This is a genomic window from Hyphomicrobium sp. 802 (assembly GCF_000526135.1).
Taxonomy (GTDB): domain Bacteria; phylum Pseudomonadota; class Alphaproteobacteria; order Rhizobiales; family Hyphomicrobiaceae; genus Hyphomicrobium_B.
Genome location: NZ_JAFM01000001.1, coordinates 2,438,615 through 2,459,485 on the forward strand (window position 1 = coordinate 2,438,615; position 20,871 = coordinate 2,459,485).

The window sequence follows — 20,871 nt, forward strand, 5'->3', positions numbered from 1 at the left end:
TGCGACTTATCCAAGTCTCAGAGGGGGCAATGGTGACCGAGCAGCGCACCTATCGCTATTTCGACCTCGTGATGGTCGCCTTTGTCGTCGTCCTTATATGCTCGAATTTGATCGGGCCGGCCAAGGCCGCGACCTTGACGCTTCCGGTCATCGGGCCGGTAACGTTCGGAGCAGGCGTGCTGTTCTTTCCGATCTCCTACATCTTCGGCGACGTGCTGACGGAAGTTTATGGTTATGCGCGGGCGCGCCGCGTGATCTGGGCGGGTTTCGCGGCCCTCATTTTCGCGGCGGTGATGGCGGCCGTTATCGTCGCGCTGCCACCCGCACCTGGGTGGCCAAACCAGCACATCTACGAAGTCGCCTTCGGCAATACGTGGCGGATCGCGGGCGCTTCGATGATCGCGTATTTCTGCGGCGAGTTCGTCAATTCTTATGTGCTCGCGAAGATGAAGGTGCGCAGCGAAGGGCGGCACATGAGCTGGCGCTTCGTGGCGTCTACCATTGCGGGCGAGGCGGTCGATTCCTCGCTGTTCTATCCGTTAGCGTTCTACAACTCCGGGATCATGCCGAACGATCTCGTGCTGACGCTGATGATCTCGCAGTTCGTTGTGAAGACACTGGTCGAGATCGTGTTCCTGCCGATTACGGTGCGCGTGGTCGCCGCGTTGAAGCGGGCGGAGAACGAGGACTATTTCGACCGCCACACTGATTTCAATCCGTTCAAGCTGGACGCGTGAGGGAGCTTCATATTGGCTGACGAAAGCATGTCCGCAGGAGAGCATCACGCCATCATCGACGTCGCGACGATGGCGTCGATGAGCGGGCTGCAGTACCTCGAAGCGATGATGCGCGGTGACGTGCCGAGAATGCCGATCGAGGCCACGCTCGGGTTTCAGATCGTCGAGGCGGAAGAGGGACGGACGGTGTTCGAGTCCGAGCCGCAGGTCGGACATTACAACGCCATCGCGACCGTGCACGCGGGCTACACGGCTACGCTGCTCGATTCCAGCATGGCGTGCGCCGTACTTTCGACGCTGCCGAAAGGCACGGGCTTTACGACGATGGAGTTCAAGATTTCGCTGCTCAGGCCGATGACGAAGGATACCGGCCTCGTGCGTGCGGAAGGGCTCATCATGAGCCGTGGGCGGCGCGCTGCCACGGCTGAGGGACGTTTGACGGACAAGCGCGGCAAGCTCATCGCGCATGCAACGACGACGTGTCTGGTTTTCAGTTTTTGATGTTTGTTATCCTCGGATTTAGATCGGAGATGACCTGTTCTAGGTTTACGCCGTCTCTTCAATATCGTCATGCCGGCGTAGGCTGGCACCCAGACAATGATCGACATTTGCGGGGCTGCGGTTTGCCTGGATTCCGGCCCGCGCCGGGTTGACGTTGTTCTGCCTCGATATAAGGCCGGATCATTCTAGCGCTTCGGCGATGGCCTGAAGCTCGGCTTCGGGCGACGGGAAATCTTCATAGGCATGACCGGAGCCACGGTACCAGTAGCGGCTGTTGAAGCCGTCGCCTTCGATTTTGTGCAGAATGGCGTGCAGCCAGCGATGCATCGGATCGCGCTCGTCGCGCTGGGCAATCTGATGGGCGCCGTCCCAATCGCCTGCGATGGCGAGATCGACGGCGCGTTTCAGGTCTGCTGAGACTGCCATTCGATCCAGCCTTTCGCGCGCAGCTCGCACGCCGGGCAGATGCCGCAGCCGTACCCCCAGTCATGACGGTTGGTGCGGTCGCCCATGTAGCAGGTGTGCGTATCCTCGATGATGATCTTGATGAGATCGTCGCCGCCGAGTTCGGACGCCATCGCCCAAGTTCCGGCCTTGTCGATGAACATCAGCGGCGTTTCGATGGTCATCGGCGTTGCAAGGCCGAGCGAGATCGCCTGCGCGAGCGTCTGGATCGTTTCGTTGCGGCAGTCGGGATAACCGGAGAAATCGGTTTCGCACATGCCGCCGACGAGGGTGGTGATGCCGCGCCGGTAGGCCAGTGCTGCAGCGTAGGTGAGGAACAAGAGATTGCGCCCCGGCACGAACGTCGTCGGCAGGCCCGTCGCCGCGAACGTGATCTCGGTTTCGCGTGTCAACGCCGTGTCACTGATGCTCTGTAGGGCAGGAAGATCAAGCACCGCGTCAGGCCCGAGCCGCCCGCCCACCTTTCCCAACTTCGCGAGCTTGTCGCGAACGACGTGGCGTTGGGCAAGCTCGACGCTGTGGCGCTGGCCGTATTTGAACCCAATCGTTTCGACGCGGTCGTAATGCGCAAGCGCCCAGGCGAGGCAGACGGTTGAATCCTGGCCGCCGGAGAACAATACGAGCGCGGATGTTTCAGGTGTCGTCATGGGGTACGATCAGAGGCTCTTGCCGTCATACAGCGTCGGTTTCAGGGACGCCGCGTCGATCCCGTCAAGGCAGCGGACGTTGACGGCGACCATCGTCGCGCCGCCCGGTGTGGTGCCGTAGGAGTAGGAGCCGATGCCGCATCCCGGGCAGAAGGTGTGGTGGATCACCTTCTTGTTGAACTGGTACTCAGCCTGTGCGTCTTTGTCCGATAAGAGGGAAAAAGCGCTCTCCGGCACGAAGCCCATGATGGCGCCGCGCTTCTGGCAGAAGGAGCAATTGCAGATTTTCAGGCCTTCGAGGGCCAGCTCCGCCTCAAAACGGACGCGGCCGCAGTGGCAACCTCCGGTCCACTTCTTCGTTTCCGACATTGGTATACCTTGGTTCTCGGGTAAATGTCCTTTCGGGTAGGCGTTCGACTGCCCGCAGGGACTTTGCCTTATTAGCGATTGCGGCTAAAACCCGCCCGAACCTGTCACACCCGTCGTCTCTCGACAAGCCAACCAGAAAATATCGGAAACGCTCATGACCGCCATCGTTGACATCATTGCCCGCGAAATTCTCGACAGCCGTGGCAATCCGACAGTCGAAGTGGATGTGGTGCTGGAAGACGGCTCGGAGGGACGCGCAGCGGTGCCATCGGGCGCTTCGACGGGCGCGCATGAAGCCATCGAGCTGCGCGACGGGGACAAGGCGCGCTATCAGGGCAAGGGTGTGCAGAAGGCGGTCGATGCGGTCAACGGCGAGATCTTCGACGCGCTGTCGGGTATGGACGCGGAAGATCAGCGCGGCATCGACGCGGCACTGATCCAGCTCGACGGTACGGATAACAAGAGCCGTCTCGGCGCCAACGCGATCCTCGGCGTTTCGCTGGCCGTCGCCAAGGCTGCGTCGATTGCGAACAACCTGGCGCTCTATCGCTATGTCGGCGGTGTCAATGCGCACATCCTGCCGGTGCCGATGATGAACATCATCAACGGCGGCGCACATGCCGATAACCCGATCGACATTCAGGAATTCATGATCATGCCGGTGGCAGCGGAGACCTGCGCCGATGCGATCCGGATGGGTTCGGAAATTTTTCAGACGCTGAAGAAGAACCTGCATGACGCCGGCCTCAGCACATCGGTTGGCGATGAAGGTGGGTTCGCGCCAAACCTCAAAAGCGCTGACGAAGCGCTCGGCTTCATAACGAAGGCGATCGAGAAGGCAGGATACAAGCCGGGCGACGACGTGATGCTTGCGCTCGATTGCGCTTCGACCGAATATTTCAAGGGCGGCAAGTATGAGCTTGCCGGCGAGGGCAAGGCGCTCGACAGCGCGGCGAACGCCAAATACCTCGAAGATCTCGTCAACCGTTTCCCGATTATCTCGATCGAAGACGGCATGGCAGAAGATGATTGGGCCGGGTGGAAGATCCTGACGGATCTTCTTGGCAATCGCGTGCAGCTCGTTGGCGACGATCTCTTCGTGACGAACACGAAACGGCTTGCGGAAGGCATCGCGAAGGGAACGGCCAACTCGATCCTCGTGAAGGTCAACCAGATCGGCTCGCTCTCAGAAACGCTCGACGCCGTCAGCATGGCGCAGCGCGCGGGTTATACCGCCGTCATGTCGCATCGCTCCGGCGAGACCGAAGATTCGACGATTGCGGATCTCGCGGTGGCGACGAATTGCGGTCAGATCAAGACGGGATCGCTGTCGCGTTCGGATCGTTTGGCAAAGTACAACCAGCTCATCCGCATCGAAGAAGAGCTTGGCGATGTCGCCGTTTATGCTGGACGATCAGTAATTAAACGTGCCTCAGCATAAACTTTAGGGGCCGTTTTTTCGAACATTAGGGAACCGAGGGCGTTTTTCACCGACTTTCCGTCACTTTCGCTTGCGATCTTCTATGCTGATTTGATGTCGGAACGTTTTGCCCCTCGCGAGCGTTTCTGCCGCGAGTAAGAGGGTGGGTTAGTAATGCGACAATCGAGAGTATTGGCTCAGCAGGCGATTGCTCGCCCGCGACGGGTCGAGAATTTCCGGCGTAAATCGTGGACGCCACGAACAGTTCGCAGGTCCGTGCCGGTCGAGATTTCGGAACCGGCTGTTGCGAGCAACTATATTCCGGGCGAGTTCGAAGAGCCGCAATCGCCACTCTTCGTGGCGGTGAAGCGTACCATCTGCCTGACCTGGGACGTCACGATTTTAACAGCACTGTCGCCGTTCTTCGCAATCTGGTTTCTCTATCGTGGCGCGAAGCGATTGACGGATGCGAGGCCGCAAAAAGGCTGACGCCTACGTCTTCATGCAAGCCATTTGTTAAAGCCCCGCGTCGGGGCTTTTTCTTTGTTGGAACTGTCGCGCTGTCAGGTCGTTTGCCTCGCAAAGGAGAGCTGCGACATGAAACATTTAACAGCGATAGCCCTAACTCTGATCGCCGCTCCTGCTGCATCAGCGTTGGCACAGGACAACACGCTGCCGGAAAGCATGCGCATCCAACAAAGCGTGACGCAGCAGAACGCCAACGATCCGAACATGCCCGCCAACCGCGGAAGCTCGCAGCCGACGACGGAAGCGCCGGGCAGCGCGGCTGGACCGGTGGAACGGCATCGGCTCGATCCGGCGGCACCCAGTCCGCAACGACTGCAGATTGAAGACGGCACCAGCGCCGCGGTGCGCAATCCCGATGCGGACACGTTGCACCCGGGACCATCTGGATCGTCTTACAACACGATCATGCGCGGAGCCCCTTCGACAAGCGGGACGAGTACCGGGACCACCGGCATCGGATCATCGCCGGGAACGGGTGCGTCAAGTGTCGGCGCGGGTGCAGGTGGGAGCGCTGGTGATGCGGGCGGCAGCGCAGGCGGCGGAGCTTCGGGCGGCGGCCACTAGTCCATTTGCGAAGGATAATCATGGCAACGCAAGCAAAATCAAAACCTCAGCGCACGGCGCAACAAGGCCGCGACATTCAGGATGAGGTCGATCTCCTGGATGCCAAGGAGGCCGGGCAGGAGAAAAAGAAAAAATCAAAGCCGGTCATGCAGGCGGGGGCGCGCGAATACCCTTCGCATTTTCCGGCGCAGCATCAGGAAAAGTCCGGCGATGAAGCCGCGCTTCAACTTGCGCCGATGTATGATGCGCCGGGATATCAAGGTTCGGCGAAGCTCAAGGATCGCGTCGCGTTAATCACCGGCGGGGATTCCGGCATCGGCCGGGCTGTCGCCGTGCTGTTCGCGCGGGAAGGCGCCGATGTCGCGATCTGTTACCTGGAATCGCGCAACGATGCGCTCGACACGAAGGAAGCCGTCGAAAAGGAAGGACGACGCTGCCTACTGATCGAAGGCGATGTGTCGGATTCCAAATTTTGCGAAGATGCCGTCGCGCAAACGGTGAAGACGCTCGGCAAGCTCGACGTGCTCGTGAACAACGCGGCTTTCCAAGAGCACACGTCGGATATTCTCGACCTCAGCGACGAGCATTTCGATCGGACACTGAAGACAAATCTCTACGGCTATTTCTACATGGCGCGGGCTGCCGTTCCACATATGGCGCCAGGCTCCGCGATCATCATGACGGGATCGGTTACCGGCATCGAAGGCAGCAAAGAACTGCTGGATTATTCGATGACCAAGGGCGGCATTCATGCGTTTACGCGTTCGCTGTCGTCTCAACTCATAGAGCGCGGCATTCGCGTCAACGCCATCGCGCCGGGGCCGGTGTGGACGCCGCTCAACCCTGCCGATCGTCCGGCCGAGGATGTTGCCAAGTTCGGAACATCGGCGGCGATGGGGCGCGCGGCACAACCGGAAGAGATCGCGCCCGCGTTCGTATTCATGGCAGCGCCCTGCTGCTCAAGCTACATCACGGGCGAGATACTTCCCGTCATCGGCGGTTATGGCGCTTAACGACAACGCGCTTACTGCCGATGTTTCTTGTGGCTCGGTGTTGCCGGAGTCGGCGCCGGGGCCGGCATGTTTTTGAGCACCAGATCGATGTCGATCGGTTTGCAGCCGCCGGTGCGCAGCATCTCGTTCACGGTATCGGCGTCGCGACGCAAATTAGCGATTTGCGCGTAACTGTCGGGATCGACGTGCGTGTTCGAGCTGAACAAGCTGAAAACGGTGTTGGTCGGTCGCGCGGCTTGCGAGGCCTGTAAGGCGCGAATTTTTACGAGCTGGTCGTTGACGAATTTTGTCGGCTCGGCGCAGGGATCGCTGTTGGCCGTGGAAAGGCTTTTCGGCTTTTTGTGTTTGGCCCAGGCGTCTGTGGGCGGCGAGAGCCATCCTGACAGCACGGCAGCGATGACACCTGCAATCGCAAACCTAGCAGCCGATCTTAATCTCATCTCAATAGCATCTCGCAGCGGGATCGTTCGCACGACAGCAATGATGCGCGAAATATGCCGTGAGTGGGACGCGCAGATAACAAACTTCCAGTTTTATGACATGCGCGCCCGCGGTGTCCGTTTGTTATGATCGATTTGATTCTGCGGTACCGCTCGAAGGGGCGTCGCGCTCCGAAGGGCGAATGGCAATGTTATCGTAAAGGCTATCTTTGATGAGCATGCTCGGATGGATCCATCGGCGCGAACGCAAACCGGATGCGGAGGTGACGCCAACCCCGGTGCAGACGCCCGTCAACAAGCGGCCGAAGATCGATCCTGAAGTCGCCAGAGAGCGGGCGCGCAAAAATAGCCCGTGGCGGTACGACGACGGCCCGTCACGCCGTCCGGTCGGCGCCAAATAGGGCCGTTTACCTTGTCGGTCCGCGCGTTGTGGTATCGCCGGGCTGGCATTTGCTCGATGTGGAACGTAGTGTCTATCCCGGGGAGTTGGGGGCGTTCCGGTATGCTCGTGCGTGGTCTCGTCGGGCTTCTATACAACACTTTGACGTCCTGGCTGGTGGGCCGGGGAGTGTGGCGATGAGCGTTACGATTGCGATCGCCAATCCGAAAGGCGGCGTCGGCAAGACGCTGACGACGATGATGCTGGCCGATGGGCTGGCGCTTTCCTACGGCGCTCGCGTGCTCGTACTCGACATGGATCCGCAGGCCGGGGCGACCAAGGCGCTGCTTGGCATCGACGCGGAGCAGGAACTACGCGAGAGGCGGATCGGCCTTGGCGCCATGCTTCAGGCCTTTGCGCGCGGACGCGATATCCGTCTTGCTTCGCATCGGGTGGCGGCGAGCGATCTCGTCGAGCTTCAGGACCGGGAAAAAGGTTTTATCGATATCGTGCCGTCGAACCATGAGCTGCTGGGCGACATGGCCGACTTCGAACGTTCTGCGCACCGGAAACGGCGGCGCGACCGCCTCGATGTGCAGCTTGCGAAAGCTCTGCGCGCAGAGTTGAATAAATTCGATGACGAATACGATGCCGTTCTGGTCGATTGTCCAGCGGGGCCAGGACCGCTCGCGCTGGCGGGCATCCGGCTGGCGCATCATATCCTGGCGCCGACGAGCCTTGAGACGAACGCCTATTCGACGCTGACGGACTTCCTGAAGTTCATTCTCGCGGACGATCTCGATCTTGCGGCGCAGGTCAAGGTGCATCCGCTGATTACGCAGTATCAGGCGACGAATTCTCTACAACGCGAGATGCTCCAGCACATCAAAGAAGGGCTGGCGCATCTCAACGCGATCTCCAGGCCGGTGCCTTATACGGCGGCTCTGCAAAACGCTGCCGCGCATCCGGGGATGGGCAACCTGCGGACGGCGCGGCAGAAATACGGCAACGCATTGCCAGATGTCGTGGCGCTGACGAAGGCGGTTGTCGAGCGCGTGAGCGCAAATAGCTGATAGTCGGATACTGAGTGGATCAGCGACCATTTGGGGATGCCGGAGCCCGATGCGCGCGCTATAAGTCCGGCTATTCGAGCCAAGGTCGGATCGCCCTTCGGCTTTGGGTTTTGATAAGTGAGGGGACCAATCATGCTGATCCGTTTCCTGGGATACCTGCTGATTTCGCTGGCGGCAGTCACGACGCCGGCGCTGGCGCAGCTCAAGCCCGGTGACAAGGCGCCTATGTTCAAGGCGCAGGCGTCACTCGGAGGCAAGCAGTTCACGTTCTCCCTGCCTGAGGCGCTCAAGAAAGGGCCCGTCGTCGTCTATTTCTATCCGAAGGCTTTCACGTCGGGCTGCACCGAGGAGGCGCACGATTTCGCTGAGGCGATGGGGCAGTTCCATGCTTTGGGAGCTTCGGTGATCGGGATCAGCAACGACGACATCGCGACGCTCAACAAGTTTTCGACGTCGGAGTGCCGCAGCAAATTTCCGGTGGCGGCCGACAGTGGCCAGCGGATCATGACAGCTTACGACTCGGTGATGATGGGCTTCATGCCTTATGCCAGCCGGACGTCCTATGTCGTGACGCCGGACGGGCGCATTTCCTACGAGTACACGGCGCTCGATCCGTCGGAGCACGTGAAGAATACGCTGGCGGCGGTCAAAGCCTGGAAGACGAAGCACCACAGCTAAACGCGATCGCACTCGGCGATACAGAAGGTGCTTCGGGATGGGCTGGCTGCCGGGTGGCGGTCAGCCGTAAGGGCCTTCCAGGGCGCCCAATTCTTCGAGTTTGGAACGGATCGCGACCACGAGTTCCTCGGGATGCGCGCGGCCGTTCAGCTCGATTTCGGCATTCAGTGGCGGCTCGTAAGGTGCTGAGACGCCAGTGAACTGCGGAATGAGGCCCTGCCGCGCCTTCTTATAGAGCCCCTTGGCGTCCCGCTGCTCGCAGACGGTGAGGGGCGTGTTGACGAAGACCTCAAGAAATTCGCCGTTATCGAAGATCTTTCGTGCCGTTTCCCGGTGAGAAAGGAGCGGCGAGATCAGCGACACAATGACGATCAGTCCGGCGTCGACCATCAACTTGGCGACTTCGGCGATGCGGCGAACATTTTCGGCGCGTCCCGCTTCGGTGAAATCGAGGTCGCTGCAGAGGCCGGTACGGCAGCGGTCGCCGTCAAGCACGAACGTGTGCTGGCCGGAGGCATGCAAGGTCTGGTCGAGAAGATTGGCGATCGTCGTTTTGCCTGCGCCGGAAAGCCCGGTGAACCACAAGCAACAGGCTTTCTGCCCCTTAGCGTCGGCCCGATCGTCTTTGCAGACGGCTGTATCCTGCCAAAGCAGATTCAAAGCGCGATCTCCGCGCAAACTTTCCATGCCGATTTTTCTCATGGCTCCCCCCGGAGGTCACGGCCCAGGCTTCTGGGCGACCGCACGCCTCCAAGATAATCGTCATTGGACGGCTATGCCGAAAGATATAGGCTTTTTTGCACATCTATATCTTGCTCAGTAATAAGCTCGTCGAAGCGGTGCGGGGAGGCAACAAAAATCGCGCCCGGAGATACCGACGGCGACCATCTGACAGACTTTGGCGCGTCTCGCTCTACCAGCGGCGGCGTGGCGGATGCGGCGGCCGCGGGGGAGGCTGCCAATACGGCTGCGGCATGAACGCGACCTGCGGTCCCCACTGAGGGAACAGTCCGAAGTAGGGCATCGGGTACGGCGGCGCGTAGTAGATGCCGTTTTCCTCGTAAACGTAATTATAGGGGCGGGCGAGCAGGACCGGCGGCGGAATTGGCGTGACGAAAGCTTCTTCCGGCGGGGCTTCCTCGCCGCCGAAGTCGGCAGCGGACGCCAGTGCGGGCATAAAAACGATGAAGGCGGCCGCGAGGATCGGCAGAATTTTCATGGCTTGCAAGCGCTCGGTCCGAATGTGGCTCATTGCGATCTTTGGTCGGAATGGTGCGAGCGCTGTTCGCTACTTCAACGAAGCGCGCGGCCTTACAACTTGGGATCGCGATAGTCGTGAGCATTTTCGGGGACGCCGTGTAACGAACAGTTAAGACGGCGAAAAATCTTTTTTCCGGCTTGGGTGCAGGCCGCGTGCGGAAATCTTCCGCGGATTATGTGTCCGGACGAAGCCTGTCAGTCGAGCTTGCGCGATTTTGAGAGGAACTCCATCGTCTTTGGGTCGGGACCATTGCAAAACGTGAACAGTGCCCGCGCGTAAATGCTTTCGTGTCCAGTGACGGCGGCGAAAAGCGTCATCGAGGAATGGAATTTCAGATTGTCCGGATTGCCGAGAATCTGGAGGAGCGAATCGTATCGGTGTTCGAGGATCAGCGCCGTCATTTGTGCAAGTCGCGGACCGAGCACCGGGTGACAGACATAGGCGAGTGCTTCCTCGTAGCTGCCAATGCCATATTTCTCCGACATGGCGCTGGAGCCTAATCCGCGCATCTGCGGAAACGTGTACCACATCCAATGGGATTGCTTCTTGCCGGCCGTCAATTCGCTGACGACGCGCTCGTAGGTGTGCGCCTGAGCACTGACGAAGCGTTCGAGGTCGAATGGATCGGGAAGGTCTTGCATGGTCTCACCGCAGAAGCCGGTCGACGCCGTGCGCACAGGATTTAGCGTCGTTACGACAATCCTGAGGCGGCAGCAGCGGACGGTCCGGAAGTGTCAGATCGACAAAAGAGAAGCTGAAAGCGAACGTGAAAATCGACGTCAGCGCTGCGCTTAGAAGGCGCAGCCTGTTGTTCGCAGTTGCGAGATCATCGGCATTTCATTGGTCATCGTCTGCTCCGGAAAATGGCATGCTGAAAAGTCATAAAAGCCCCGCTCTTATAGGTGGTGCTCCGTATTCGCACAAATATTTCCCGGCCGTCTTTCCAAAGGAAGTTTCAGGCGAAGGCTGCGGCGCACGATGAATCGGTCGTCTGCGGATCGGCGTGAGATTTCGCTTGAATTTTGGGGCTCTTCGTCAAGGGGCCCGAGAGCAAAGGTGCCATCGCGGAGCGCCTATTGTGGATGCCCCGTGCTTGCGTATGGTCGCGCGCGAACAAAAAGGGATACCGGTATGGCGCGCACTGATGTCTTGCAGGCATCTTCTCCGAGAATTGCCAGAGCCATCATCTGTGCATTTTGTACCGGCCTCATCGGTATCGGGCTCGCGCGCTTCGCCTATACGCCGCTGCTGCCCGCGCTCGTCGATGCGCACTGGTTTGCGCCGGCGGACGCTGCCTATCTCGGCGCGGCCAATCTCGCTGGATATCTCGCAGGCGCCGTGCTCGGGAGACCAATTTCCGCACGCCTTTCCGTCGTCGCGGTGTTGCGCGCCATGATGGTCCTGGCGACGGCCGCCTTTTTCGCGTGCGCGTCGCCGCAAGGCTTTCTCTGGTTTTTCGTATGGCGTTTTGCTGCGGGCTTTGCGGGCGGAGCGATGATGGTTCTCGCCGCTCCGATGGTGCTTGCGCACGTTCCGCCTGCGCGGCGCGGATTGGCGGGCGGGCTGATCTTCATGGGGATCGGCGCCGGCATTGCGGCGTCGGGAACGGTCATTCCTTTCCTATTGCAGTTCGGAGTGCAGGCCGCATGGATCGGCCTTGGAGTGCTGTCGTTCGTGCTGACGGCTATTGCCTGGAGCGGCTGGCCGGATGGGCCGGGTCATGTGCCGACGGCCCCATCGGGCCATGTTCATCCGCCGCGCCTCGGTGCACTCCGCGCGCTTTATGTCGAGTATGCGCTCAATGCGGGTGGGTGGGTGCCGCACATGATTTTTCTCGTCGATTTCGTGGCGCGCGGATTAGGGCAAGGTGTGAAAGTCGGTGCGGAGTTCTGGGTCGCCTTCGGACTGAGCGCGACGGCCGGTCCGATTCTGGCTGGGCACATCGCGGACCGTATCGGATTTAGATCGGCGTTGCGCTTGGCGTTCAGCTTGCAGATCTTCGCAATCGGTCTGCTCGTGTTCGACGTGACCAGCACGCCCTGGCTGTTTCTGTCGAGCGTCATCATTGGTGCGTTCGTGACCGGAACCGTGCCGCTGGTTCTCGGGCGCATTCACGAGCTTCTGCCGCATCATCCGGCCGAGCAGAAGGCGGCTTGGAGCGTGGCGACCGTGGCGTTTGCGCTGTGCCAGGCTGCAGCCGCTTACGGATTTTCATTCATCTTCGCACATAGCGGCGGCGATTATCGCATTCTGTTTGTTATCGGCATGATTGCGATGTCACTGGCGCTCGTCATTGATGTCGGCGGGACTTTCCGGGAAAAAGCAATGCGCTAGGCGGCAAGGGCTCGCGTATCGCCAGCAAGGCGTTGGCCGAAAAATACTGCCGTTCATATTCTGCGCACTTCGTTTGGCTGCCAATAACTGCTTTGGGAAAGCCATCGGGACGCGTAGCTTCTCCTCGCGGACATGTCCGGCCGTCGGGAGTTGCAATGATGCAGACGATCGTGACAGCGCTGCTCTGGTTTTCCGCCATTGGGTGCGCCGTGATGGGCGGCGTTTACTTCGCGTTTTCAGCATTCATCATGGCGGCGCTAGGTCGGATCGACCATGCCGCGAGGATTGCTGCGATGAATGCCATCAACACAGACATTTTAAAATCGCTGTTCATGCCGCTGTTCTTCGGCACTTCGGTCGCCAGTTTGGCGTTGGCGGTTCTGGCGTTATGGCATTGGGGAAACGAGGGCGCCGCTCCGATGTTCGCGGGCGGCGTGATCTATGTCGTCGGCATGTTCATTGTTACAATTGTCTTCAATGTACCGCTAAACGACGCTTTGGCGGCTGCAGATCCGATGACGGCATCGTCAGGGGGCGTTTGGAAGCGGTACGTGTCCGATTGGACGATATGGAACCACGTCCGTACCGCTGCCTCGATTGCAGCGAGCACGCTGTTCATTTTCGCCCTGACGGCGTGGAATGCGCGTTCGGCCTAAATACAATACCGTCGGCTTTTTAAGCGTTATTTTCATAATATCCGAATACGGAATATCAGAGAACTGTTGGCGATATCCTAACGCTTTCTCAATGCCGGCGGCTTAGAATACCTTTTCAGAATACGGAATGAATTTTGTCGTGACGCGGTGGGTCACTGATTTGATGCGCGACAGCGATATTCCAACGCGCAGTATTGATTTGCTTCTGTCTCGACGCTCCGACAACGGCGGCCTCGCCGGGATTTCGCATTTCGATTGGCCGTCGTCGGGGCTGCCGCCGTTTCAGGACTGGCCCACGGCATTGAGCATGGCCGCGCGGCTTGTGGCCCACGCGTCCGTACCCATGGCATTGATGGTCGGACGGGAAGGTCACCTCGTGCCGAATGCGGCGGCGACCGTGCTATTCAGCGAATTTACACGCGGTGATTTCCTCGGCCGGCCGGTCGAAGAGGTTGTCGGGGAAGGGGCGAAATTCTACGCCGACGTTCTATCGCGCGTGTTCACCGGCGAAAGCTGCAGCTTCCATGATCAGCCGATGCGTCTCGTGCGCAACGGCCAATGGGCGACGCGCTGGTTCAATCTGCATTTCACGCCGGTCGCCGATGCGCAGGGACAGGTGCTGGGCGTGCTTGCAATCGCGTCGGAGGTTACGAGCCATGTCCAATGCGCGCGCAAACTTCGGGAGTCGGAGCAGCGGCTGAAGCTTGCGCTTGAATCGTCCGGTATGGTCGGCGTCTGGGACTTCGACGTCAAAACGAATATCAGCACGGCCGACGCCAACGTGGCGCGAATGTATGGATTGTCCGCCACTGGCTGTGTCCGCGGTGTCGATGACGGGCATTTCATACGCGCGATCCATAGCGGTGACCGCGCGCGCGTAGAGGAGACGCTGCATACCGCCATCGAGACGCGGACCTCTTATCGCTGCAAGTATCGTGTCCTGCCGCATGGCGGAGCGCTGCGTTGGGTCATTACGTCGGCCAAGCCTGTCTACGACGACCGCGGCGACCTCGTGCGCATGTCCGGCGTCGTTGTCGATGTGACCGATCAGATGGAAACGGCGTCGGCGCTGGCGCAGAGCCGCTTTCAATTTGAAACCCTGACGGAAGCGCTGCCGCAAATCGTATGGAGCTGCGATGCCGAGGGACGGCACGATTATTTTTCAGCGCGCTGGAGCGAATTTACAGGGATGCTCTCACACGAAATCAGCGAAGATACCTGGAAGATGCTGGTCTATCCGGCGCACTGGGATATGGTCCGCAAGAAGTGGGGCGACGCGATTGCAACCGGCACGCCTTACGACATCGACTATCGGTTCCGTCATCATTCCGGAGAGTATCGGTGGCTTCGCGTCATGGCCTTGCCGATACGGGACGACGAGGGAAACATCACGCGATGGTTCGGCACGAGCACCGACATCCATGACTCCTACCTCGCGGCGGAGGAACGCGCCCGGCTCACAAAAGAGCTGGAGCGCATGGCGACGGAGGATCAGCTTACCGAGGTGTTGACCCGGCGCGCTTTCATCAATAGCGCCTCTGCCGCAATAGCGCAGGCCTCAGCACACGCCGCACCCGTCAGCCTGCTGATGATGGATCTCGATCACTTCAAGTCGATTAACGATGAGTATGGCCATCCGTGTGGCGACCAGGTGCTGGCCGCTGCGGCAAAGCGGATCAAGGCCTGCGTCAAGAAACAGGATCTCGTCGGCCGATTGGGTGGCGAGGAATTTGCCATTCTGCTCAGCGGTTGTGGGGCGCGTGAGGCGAAGGCCGTAGCAGACAGAATTTGCGGGGCGCTTGAGGCCAGGCCGATCGCAATGGAGAACGGTCTCAGCGTTGCCGTGACGGTCAGTGTGGGGGCGACGACGCGATCGGCGCCGGACGACGATTTGGCGTCGCTACTTCTCGTTGCCGACAAGGCGCTCTATCAGGCGAAAGCGGCGGGTCGTAATCGCTCGGTCTTTCACGAGAGCGTAGCCGACCAAGCCTAATCGGCGCGAATGCGCGCCTCATTTCAGGAATAATTACGCAAAAACAGTCTGTTATATGGGTTTCGCGCCGCGCGAAGCCGCGATCCCCCGCGACCAAAAAGTTGTCCATTATGACTTTTAGGATAGCTCTCTCGGTGTGACTTGCCGATAATGTGATCTAAGCTGCTCAGTCTATCCGACGTCGAGCTATCACGGGGGGAAGTCTGGCATGCCGGAGCCGTTGCTCATCCATATCCACGTGCCGAAATGCGCAGGTACGACGGTTGAAAAGCATTTGGCGTACGAGCTGGGCCATTCGGGCGTGTGGTTTGCGCCGAAGCGGACGCGGCAATTTCCGCTCGGTTGGTTCGGTCGAAAATACAACGATAAGCCGCCGGCGCCGCTCGACCAGATCAAAGCCTTATCCGGGCATTTCATCGGCCGCTCGATCGAGGAGCAGTTCAAGGACCGCAAAATCGTTCGCTCGATCATTCTTCGCGAGCCCGAAAGCCTGATGCTGTCCTATTACAATTATCGCATGATCCGGTACATCCAGCAGGGACTGCGGCCCTATGGGTTCTCGCTGTTTTTGCGGGCAACGCGCCAGAACTTCATTTCGCATTTCCTCTTGGACCGCTGGCTCGAACTTCCGTGGCTGGATCTGGTGCGACTGTCGGATCAGCAGAAGATGCGTCTGCTCGACGAAGCGTTGGCGTCTGTCGATCATATTGCTCCGATCAGCGAGGCGGACGACCTGGTTCGCAAAATCTCGGCCGAACTCGGTATCTCGCCGGTGGCTAAACGGCAAAACACGACTGAGGACGGAAAAGCAAAGGCCGGTTGGACGATGGTGCGCCATGGCGATCTGTCGGAAGCTGAGCGCGTCGAGCTTAAATCGCGCACACAGCTTGATCGTTATCTGTGGCGACGGTGGGTGCTGAAAGAAGACGTCAGAGTTGCCCCCGATCTGCAAAGTCAATTCAGGCGCTCGGAGCTTCTGAGACCCCGCTATCAATGCGAGCGGCGCCTTGCCCGTTTGTTCGGGTAAGAGAAGAAGAAATGCTTGATACGCTCGAACGCATTGCCATCGAGGCCGGCACACTCATTGCCAAAATTCGGCAAGGTGGCGCCAACGTTATGACCAAGTCCGACGGCAGTCCGGTGACGGATGCCGATCAGGCGGCGGAAGATCTGATCGTGCGCGCGCTGCAGAGGGTCGCGCCGGATATTCCGATCATCGCGGAAGAATCTGCCGCTTCTTGCGTTGCAGATCATTCAACAAGCCGCGCGCTGTTTTTTGTCGATCCGCTCGATGGGACAAAAGAGTTCATTCGTGGCAGGCCGGATTATACGGTCAACATCTGCCTCGTCGAAAACCGGAAGCCGAAACTCGGCGTCGTCTTCGCGCCGGCGCGTGGCGAGTTGTTTAGCAGTGACGGCTTGGCATCTTACCGGTCCGCAATTTTGCAAGATGCTTCGATTGGTGAGCGCTCGCAAATTCGCGCGTCATGTGGAGATGGCCGCCTAACCGCCGTCGCGAGTGCTTCGCACGGAAATGTGGAAACGGAAGATTTTCTGCAGAAGCTCCCGGTCGATCGCAAGGTCTCGGTTGGCTCGTCTTTGAAGTTCTGTCTCGTGGCGATGGCGGACGCTCATATCTATCCGCGTTTCGGTCGGACGATGCAGTGGGACACCGCGGCGGGGGATGCGGTCTTGCGCGGTGCCGGTGGCTGCACGCTGACGTCGGACGGCAGAGAACTCGAATACGGCGTGCCGTGCGCGGCAGACGGGTCTTACGACAATCCGCATTTCATCTCGTACGGCGGCGATGCGGAGACCCTGCGGACGCTGCTGCAGAATTGCAGCGGCGTGATCGACGCGTAGCATCGCTCGCTCCCAGCACTTACCTTCCCGGCGGATGGGGCATCGGCTCGGCCGGATCGTCAATCGGGATCGGCGAGGGCTCAGGCGGCTTGTTCGGCTCAGGTGGCAGCGGCGGTAACTCGCCCGGCTCTTGCGTCGGGAAAGGGATGGTCGGGGGATCGTTGCCGTTTTCCATATTGGATTAAGGCGTCCGGCTGAGAATTCGTTCCCCCGTTCCTTCAACGTTCGAGCTAATGCCCGTTTGCCGGGGCGGTGTCTGCAGAAATACGATCCAATTCGCCCATCGCATCGTCCGGCAATTGCAGCTCTGCTGCCGCCAGATTTTCGCGAAGGTGCGCCAGCGATGACGTACCGGGGATCAGCAGGATATTCGATGCCCGCCGGAGCAGCCATGCGAGCGCGACCTGCATAGGCGTTGCGCCGAGACGGGCGGCGACTGCCGACAATTCCGACGACTGCAACGGTGTGAAGCCACCGAGCGGGAAGAAGGGCACGTAGGCCACGCCTTCAGCGCCGAGCTGGTCGATCAGGGCGTCGTCGTCACGGTGCGCGACATTGTAAAAGTTCTGGACGCAGACGATGTCGCAGATCTTGCGACTGTCTTCGATTTGCTTGCGTGTGACATTGCTGAGGCCAATGTTGCGGATCAGTCCCTCTCGCTGAAGGTCGGCAAGCGTAGAGACTTGCTCTTCAATCGAGCCCTCTGCGGGTCCATGCACGTCGAGCATGCTGCGGAAGTTGACGACATCAAGCACATCGACGCCCAGATTGCGCAGATTGTCGTGCACGGCTTGGGTCAGCTCTTTTGGTGAGAGCGCCGGGATCCACGAGGCATCGTCACCGCGGCGGGCGGCAACTTTCGTCACGATCACCATGTCGTCCGGGTAGGGGCGCAGCGCTTCGCGGATCAGTTCATTGACGACGTGCGGGCCGTAAAAATCGCTGGTGTCGATGTGGTTCACGCCCGACGCAACGGCCTCGCGCAAAACGGCAATGGCTTGGGCACGGTCTTTTGGCGGACCAAAAACGCCGGGGCCGGTCAGCTGCATGGCACCGTAGCCGAGGCGCGTTACGGTGCGGTCGCCGAGTTTGAAGGTGTCGGAAGTGTCGAGGGTGGTCATGGGCGTCTCCTTATCGTGCTGCGCGGAGACATAGCGGTTGTTTAGCATGCGATAATCGACAACAATCCGGACAAGCTGTACGGAATTTCGAACAATGGCCGTTGACCTTGCAGATCTGAACGCGTTCGTCGCGGTGGCGCGGGCAGGGGGCTTTCGGGATGGCGCCCGGGCGAGCGGCGGGAGCCCTTCGGGCCTGAGCGACGCGGTGCGTCGGCTGGAAGTGCAGCTTGGCGTCCGGCTTCTCAACCGGACAACCCGGAGCGTGGTGCCGACGGATGCTGGCCGCAGCTTGTTGGAGCGGCTTACACCTGCTCTCAATGAGGTCGAAGCCGCGCTCGATGTCGTCAATGTTTTCCGCGACCGGCCTGCGGGCACGCTGCGCCTCAACGTGCCGGTGAGTGCGGCGCGGCTCGTGCTGCCAAGGATCGTTCCGCCGTTCCTCGCCGCCTATCCGGACATCAAACTTGAAATCATTGCCGAGGACAGTTTTGTCGATGTGGTTCAGGCTGGCTGCGATGCGGGCATTCGCTACGATGAACGGCTCGAACAAGATATGATCGCCGTGCCGATCGGTCCCCGCGTACAGCGCTTTGCGACGGCGGCGGCGCCTGCGTATCTCGACCGTCACGGAAGACCTTCGCATCCCCGAGATTTGTTGCGCCATGCTTGCCTGCGCGGGCGGTTCGCGAGCGGCTCGATGATGTCCTGGGAATATGAGCGCGAGGGGGAGGTTATGCGCGTTGATACAACTGGGCCAATGATCGTCCAGGCGGGCGGCATCGTCGATCTCGCGATCGATGCTGCGGTCGCGGGTTCGGGCGTCATCTATCTATTCGAAGACTGGCTGCGGCCGTATCTGGACAGCGGTGCGCTGGAACCGATCCTCGAACCTTGGTGGCAAGCGTTTTCCGGGCCGTTTCTTTATTATCCCGGCAGGCGTCTCGTGCCTGCGCCGTTGCGGGCCTTCGTGGATTTCATCAAAGCCAATTAGCTGCAAATGCTCGGCTCGGTCATTCTTTCGACCCAGTTTTGGCATTACTGATCGTTTCGCGGGATTCTGAAACATATTGCGCCGGCAATCTAAATGCCGGGCGTTTGAGCGCATCCGGAGCCCGCCATGCCACCTGTTTCTCCTTCCGACGCCGAGCTTGTCGATCTCGAATACGACGCCAGTCAAACGGTTTGGCGCAGAGCCGAGCCGGATCGCGGCACGGCGCTGCTGCAGATTTTCGACGGCGAATTCAGGACGGCGCTTCGGCAAATGCACCGGCACGTCATTCTGCGCAACGCGCTGCGCCGTCCGCAGAACCTGGCGCAGATCCTGCTCTTCATTGGGGTTGGCGGCGGCTTCGCGGAAGTTCTGCCCGTTGACGATATTCTTGCCGACGTCGTGAAGGAGGCGGCAGCGGGCGACGGCGATCTTATGATCCTGTGCCACTGGAACGTCGACCGCGACGATAGGCCGGTTTTTCCCCATCAGCCTGGGCGCCTGATGGAGGTGCGGCGTATCCTGAAGCTCGAAAGTCTGCGCCAACAATCGTCGAACTTGGTGGCGTGGGTCGACGACTGTGTGGCCGAAGCCGACCAGAAGGGCGGAACGTGGCTTAAGCGACGGGCAGATGACATCGGCCAACGTCCGACGAAACGGCTGGCAGCCTTTTAGCTTGCAAAGCTGATATTGCGACGGCCGGTCAGATCGTTTCCGCCTCGCGATTGGTGGTCAGCTTCGGCATGAGGCGGACGTAGACGAGTTCGCTCAAAAGCTCGATCAGCGTCTGGGTCACGATGATCGCCGGAAGAACCGGCACTGCGCCGGGAATGGCAAGTCCGAGCGGCAGGATGACGAGCGAATTGCGCGTCGCGGCGCTGAACGCGACGGCGCGTCCTGCCGGTGCCTCAAGCTGAAACAGGCGTGCGATGCGCCATCCGATGAGCGGGGCGAGGATCGCGAAGGCGACATAGATCGGGACGACGCTCAGAGCTTTGTCGATGGCAGGCCCGAGCTGGGGCACGACCGCCGCGACGACAATAAAGAGAACGATGGCGGTGGCCGGAACGGGCAGAACTCCGAAGATAGAGGACAGGCGCGCGGCGGTAGCGTTGCGGGCGGCCCAGTACTGAAGAAGAGCCGCAAACGCCAGAGGAATGGCGATAAGCCAGATGAAGGCGTGCACGAACGGTCCGGCATGGACGAGGTCTGCCACGCGCGCTCCGAGAAATAACTGGAGGTAGATGGGCAGCAGCAGCATCTGCACGATGAGCAGGACGGGCGTGGCGGCTAGCAGCAGGCGGGCGTCGGCGCGACCGAGATGCGAAAACGTGACGACGTAGTCGATGCAGGGACTGAGCAGGACCAGCAGCGCCCCGAGCCTAATCATCGGATCATCGGGAAGGATCTGTACGAGAAGCGCGACGAGCAGCGGCATCGCGACGAAATTCGTGAGGAGTAGCGCGGCAAGAAACCGGCGGTGCGCGAAGGCCACGCCAAGATCGGCTAAGGGGACCTGTAGGAAGGTGAGGAACAACATCGCGGCGAGTGCGGGATTGATGCTGTCTTCCAGAACATCCGTCCCGCCGACAGTTAGAGCAAGCATTGCGGCCAACGCGACGGCGGCGAAATAGATCGAGACCTGCCGGCTTTCCAGTATCTCGCGGAGTTCAGCCAAAACTATTTCCCCACTTCACTCCAGGCCCGAATGAACCCCGTTCGCAAGTTCGATCGTGCCCACATTGCCACGCGTCATACGATCAGAGAACGTGGTCGATCGCCCCAAAAGACGGAGCTGCGGGGGCGACACTTGTGCTTTGGGAAAAGCGCAGTCTGAAGCT

At 60.0% G+C, this 20,871-nt stretch carries 25 protein-coding genes; 16 read left to right on the plus strand and 9 right to left on the minus strand.

Features of this window, described 5'->3' with window-relative positions:
• The first annotated feature begins 29 nt into the window (after positions 1–29).
• Both HYP802_RS0112205 and HYP802_RS0112210 read left to right on the plus strand, forming a co-directional pair.
• Positions 30–737 carry a queuosine precursor transporter gene (locus HYP802_RS0112205; protein WP_013947587.1) on the plus strand — a complete coding sequence of 236 codons (708 nt, stop codon included), beginning with the start codon at positions 30–32 and terminating at the stop codon, positions 735–737.
• A gap of 12 nt (positions 738–749) precedes the next feature.
• Complete coding sequence (locus tag HYP802_RS0112210) at positions 750–1,238, plus strand: PaaI family thioesterase (RefSeq protein WP_013947588.1); 489 nt, start codon at positions 750–752, stop codon at positions 1,236–1,238.
• A gap of 180 nt (positions 1,239–1,418) precedes the next feature.
• Here the strand turns inward: HYP802_RS0112210 and HYP802_RS0112215 are convergent, their stop codons facing one another.
• Genes HYP802_RS0112215 through HYP802_RS0112225 form a run of 3 tightly spaced genes read right to left on the minus strand, consistent with a single transcriptional unit; the run spans position 1,419 to position 2,719 of the window.
• A complete protein-coding gene (locus HYP802_RS0112215) occupies positions 1,419–1,664 on the minus strand; it encodes a hypothetical protein (RefSeq protein WP_013947589.1) in 246 nt (81 codons plus the stop codon).
• Positions 1,643–2,350: a 7-cyano-7-deazaguanine synthase QueC gene (gene queC, locus HYP802_RS0112220; protein ID WP_013947590.1), complete on the minus strand. Its 708-nt coding sequence runs from the start codon at positions 2,348–2,350 to the stop codon at positions 1,643–1,645. Before queC ends, HYP802_RS0112215 begins: the two co-directional genes overlap by 22 nt.
• A gap of 9 nt (positions 2,351–2,359) precedes the next feature.
• Complete coding sequence (locus HYP802_RS0112225; protein ID WP_013947591.1) at positions 2,360–2,719, minus strand: GFA family protein; 360 nt, start codon at positions 2,717–2,719, stop codon at positions 2,360–2,362.
• A 154-nt stretch (positions 2,720–2,873) separates the two neighbouring features.
• Here HYP802_RS0112225 and eno point away from each other — a divergent pair, with 154 nt between their 5' ends.
• From eno to HYP802_RS0112245, 4 genes are all read left to right on the plus strand, one after another.
• Positions 2,874–4,160, plus strand: a complete 1,287-nt coding sequence (eno, locus tag HYP802_RS0112230) for a phosphopyruvate hydratase (protein ID WP_013947592.1) — start codon at positions 2,874–2,876, stop codon at positions 4,158–4,160.
• Between the two features lie 153 nt (positions 4,161–4,313).
• Entirely contained in the window at positions 4,314–4,628 is a 315-nt protein-coding gene (locus HYP802_RS0112235) for a hypothetical protein (RefSeq protein WP_013947593.1), read from the plus strand.
• Positions 4,629–4,736: 108 nt separating this feature from the next.
• Positions 4,737–5,231, plus strand: coding sequence for a hypothetical protein (locus HYP802_RS22345; protein ID WP_013947594.1), 495 nt, complete (start codon positions 4,737–4,739; stop codon positions 5,229–5,231).
• Between the two features lie 20 nt (positions 5,232–5,251).
• Positions 5,252–6,244, plus strand: coding sequence for an SDR family oxidoreductase (locus HYP802_RS0112245; RefSeq protein ID WP_013947595.1), 993 nt, complete (start codon positions 5,252–5,254; stop codon positions 6,242–6,244).
• 11 nt (positions 6,245–6,255) lie between these two features.
• Here the strand turns inward: HYP802_RS0112245 and HYP802_RS0112250 are convergent, their stop codons facing one another.
• The gene (locus tag HYP802_RS0112250) at positions 6,256–6,684 is read right to left on the minus strand and encodes a hypothetical protein (RefSeq protein WP_155831219.1); all 429 of its coding nucleotides are present in this window, start codon (positions 6,682–6,684) and stop codon (positions 6,256–6,258) included.
• Positions 6,685–6,896: 212 nt separating this feature from the next.
• Between HYP802_RS0112250 and HYP802_RS0112260 the strand changes: the two genes are divergently transcribed.
• The 3 genes from HYP802_RS0112260 to HYP802_RS0112270 all read left to right on the plus strand — a co-directional run bounded on the left by HYP802_RS0112260 (position 6,897) and on the right by HYP802_RS0112270 (position 8,814).
• On the plus strand, positions 6,897–7,085 hold the full coding sequence (locus HYP802_RS0112260) for a hypothetical protein (protein WP_024275845.1): 189 nt from the start codon (positions 6,897–6,899) through the stop codon (positions 7,083–7,085).
• Positions 7,086–7,260: 175 nt separating this feature from the next.
• A complete protein-coding gene (locus HYP802_RS0112265) occupies positions 7,261–8,136 on the plus strand; it encodes a ParA family protein (RefSeq protein ID WP_013947598.1) in 876 nt (291 codons plus the stop codon).
• A 132-nt stretch (positions 8,137–8,268) separates the two neighbouring features.
• Positions 8,269–8,814 carry a peroxiredoxin gene (locus HYP802_RS0112270; RefSeq protein ID WP_029670964.1) on the plus strand — a complete coding sequence of 182 codons (546 nt, stop codon included), beginning with the start codon at positions 8,269–8,271 and terminating at the stop codon, positions 8,812–8,814.
• A 60-nt stretch (positions 8,815–8,874) separates the two neighbouring features.
• Here the strand turns inward: HYP802_RS0112270 and cysC are convergent, their stop codons facing one another.
• The 3 genes from cysC to HYP802_RS0112290 form a co-directional block, all read right to left on the minus strand.
• Positions 8,875–9,516, minus strand: coding sequence for an adenylyl-sulfate kinase (gene cysC / locus HYP802_RS0112275; RefSeq protein WP_013947600.1), 642 nt, complete (start codon positions 9,514–9,516; stop codon positions 8,875–8,877).
• Between the two features lie 211 nt (positions 9,517–9,727).
• Positions 9,728–10,066: a hypothetical protein gene (locus HYP802_RS0112280; RefSeq protein ID WP_024275848.1), complete on the minus strand. Its 339-nt coding sequence runs from the start codon at positions 10,064–10,066 to the stop codon at positions 9,728–9,730.
• Positions 10,067–10,269: 203 nt separating this feature from the next.
• Positions 10,270–10,716 (minus strand): DUF1810 domain-containing protein, encoded by a 447-nt coding sequence (locus HYP802_RS0112290; protein ID WP_024275849.1) that lies wholly within the window; start codon positions 10,714–10,716, stop codon positions 10,270–10,272.
• Positions 10,717–11,206: 490 nt separating this feature from the next.
• Here HYP802_RS0112290 and HYP802_RS0112295 point away from each other — a divergent pair, with 490 nt between their 5' ends.
• The 5 genes from HYP802_RS0112295 to cysQ all read left to right on the plus strand — a co-directional run bounded on the left by HYP802_RS0112295 (position 11,207) and on the right by cysQ (position 16,921).
• Entirely contained in the window at positions 11,207–12,409 is a 1,203-nt protein-coding gene (locus tag HYP802_RS0112295; protein ID WP_029670965.1) for a YbfB/YjiJ family MFS transporter, read from the plus strand.
• Positions 12,410–12,564: 155 nt separating this feature from the next.
• Positions 12,565–13,065, plus strand: coding sequence for an anthrone oxygenase family protein (locus HYP802_RS0112300; protein WP_024275853.1), 501 nt, complete (start codon positions 12,565–12,567; stop codon positions 13,063–13,065).
• Positions 13,066–13,192: 127 nt separating this feature from the next.
• Positions 13,193–15,058 carry a sensor domain-containing diguanylate cyclase gene (locus tag HYP802_RS0112305; protein ID WP_013947605.1) on the plus strand — a complete coding sequence of 622 codons (1,866 nt, stop codon included), beginning with the start codon at positions 13,193–13,195 and terminating at the stop codon, positions 15,056–15,058.
• Positions 15,059–15,266: 208 nt separating this feature from the next.
• The gene (locus HYP802_RS0112310; protein WP_013947606.1) at positions 15,267–16,085 is read left to right on the plus strand and encodes a hypothetical protein; all 819 of its coding nucleotides are present in this window, start codon (positions 15,267–15,269) and stop codon (positions 16,083–16,085) included.
• An 11-nt stretch (positions 16,086–16,096) separates the two neighbouring features.
• On the plus strand, positions 16,097–16,921 hold the full coding sequence (gene cysQ, locus HYP802_RS0112315) for a 3'(2'),5'-bisphosphate nucleotidase CysQ (RefSeq protein WP_013947607.1): 825 nt from the start codon (positions 16,097–16,099) through the stop codon (positions 16,919–16,921).
• Between the two features lie 230 nt (positions 16,922–17,151).
• Here the strand turns inward: cysQ and HYP802_RS0112325 are convergent, their stop codons facing one another.
• On the minus strand, positions 17,152–18,042 hold the full coding sequence (locus HYP802_RS0112325) for an aldo/keto reductase family oxidoreductase (RefSeq protein WP_024275854.1): 891 nt from the start codon (positions 18,040–18,042) through the stop codon (positions 17,152–17,154).
• 94 nt (positions 18,043–18,136) lie between these two features.
• Here HYP802_RS0112325 and HYP802_RS0112330 point away from each other — a divergent pair, with 94 nt between their 5' ends.
• Together HYP802_RS0112330 and HYP802_RS0112335 are read left to right on the plus strand one after the other, a co-directional pair.
• Entirely contained in the window at positions 18,137–19,033 is an 897-nt protein-coding gene (locus tag HYP802_RS0112330) for a LysR family transcriptional regulator (protein ID WP_013947610.1), read from the plus strand.
• 126 nt (positions 19,034–19,159) lie between these two features.
• On the plus strand, positions 19,160–19,705 hold the full coding sequence (locus HYP802_RS0112335; protein WP_013947611.1) for a hypothetical protein: 546 nt from the start codon (positions 19,160–19,162) through the stop codon (positions 19,703–19,705).
• 28 nt (positions 19,706–19,733) lie between these two features.
• Here HYP802_RS0112335 and HYP802_RS0112340 read toward each other — a convergent pair whose 3' ends face one another.
• Positions 19,734–20,708 (minus strand): arsenic resistance protein, encoded by a 975-nt coding sequence (locus HYP802_RS0112340; RefSeq protein ID WP_013947612.1) that lies wholly within the window; start codon positions 20,706–20,708, stop codon positions 19,734–19,736.
• Between the last annotated feature and the right edge of the window lie 163 nt (positions 20,709–20,871).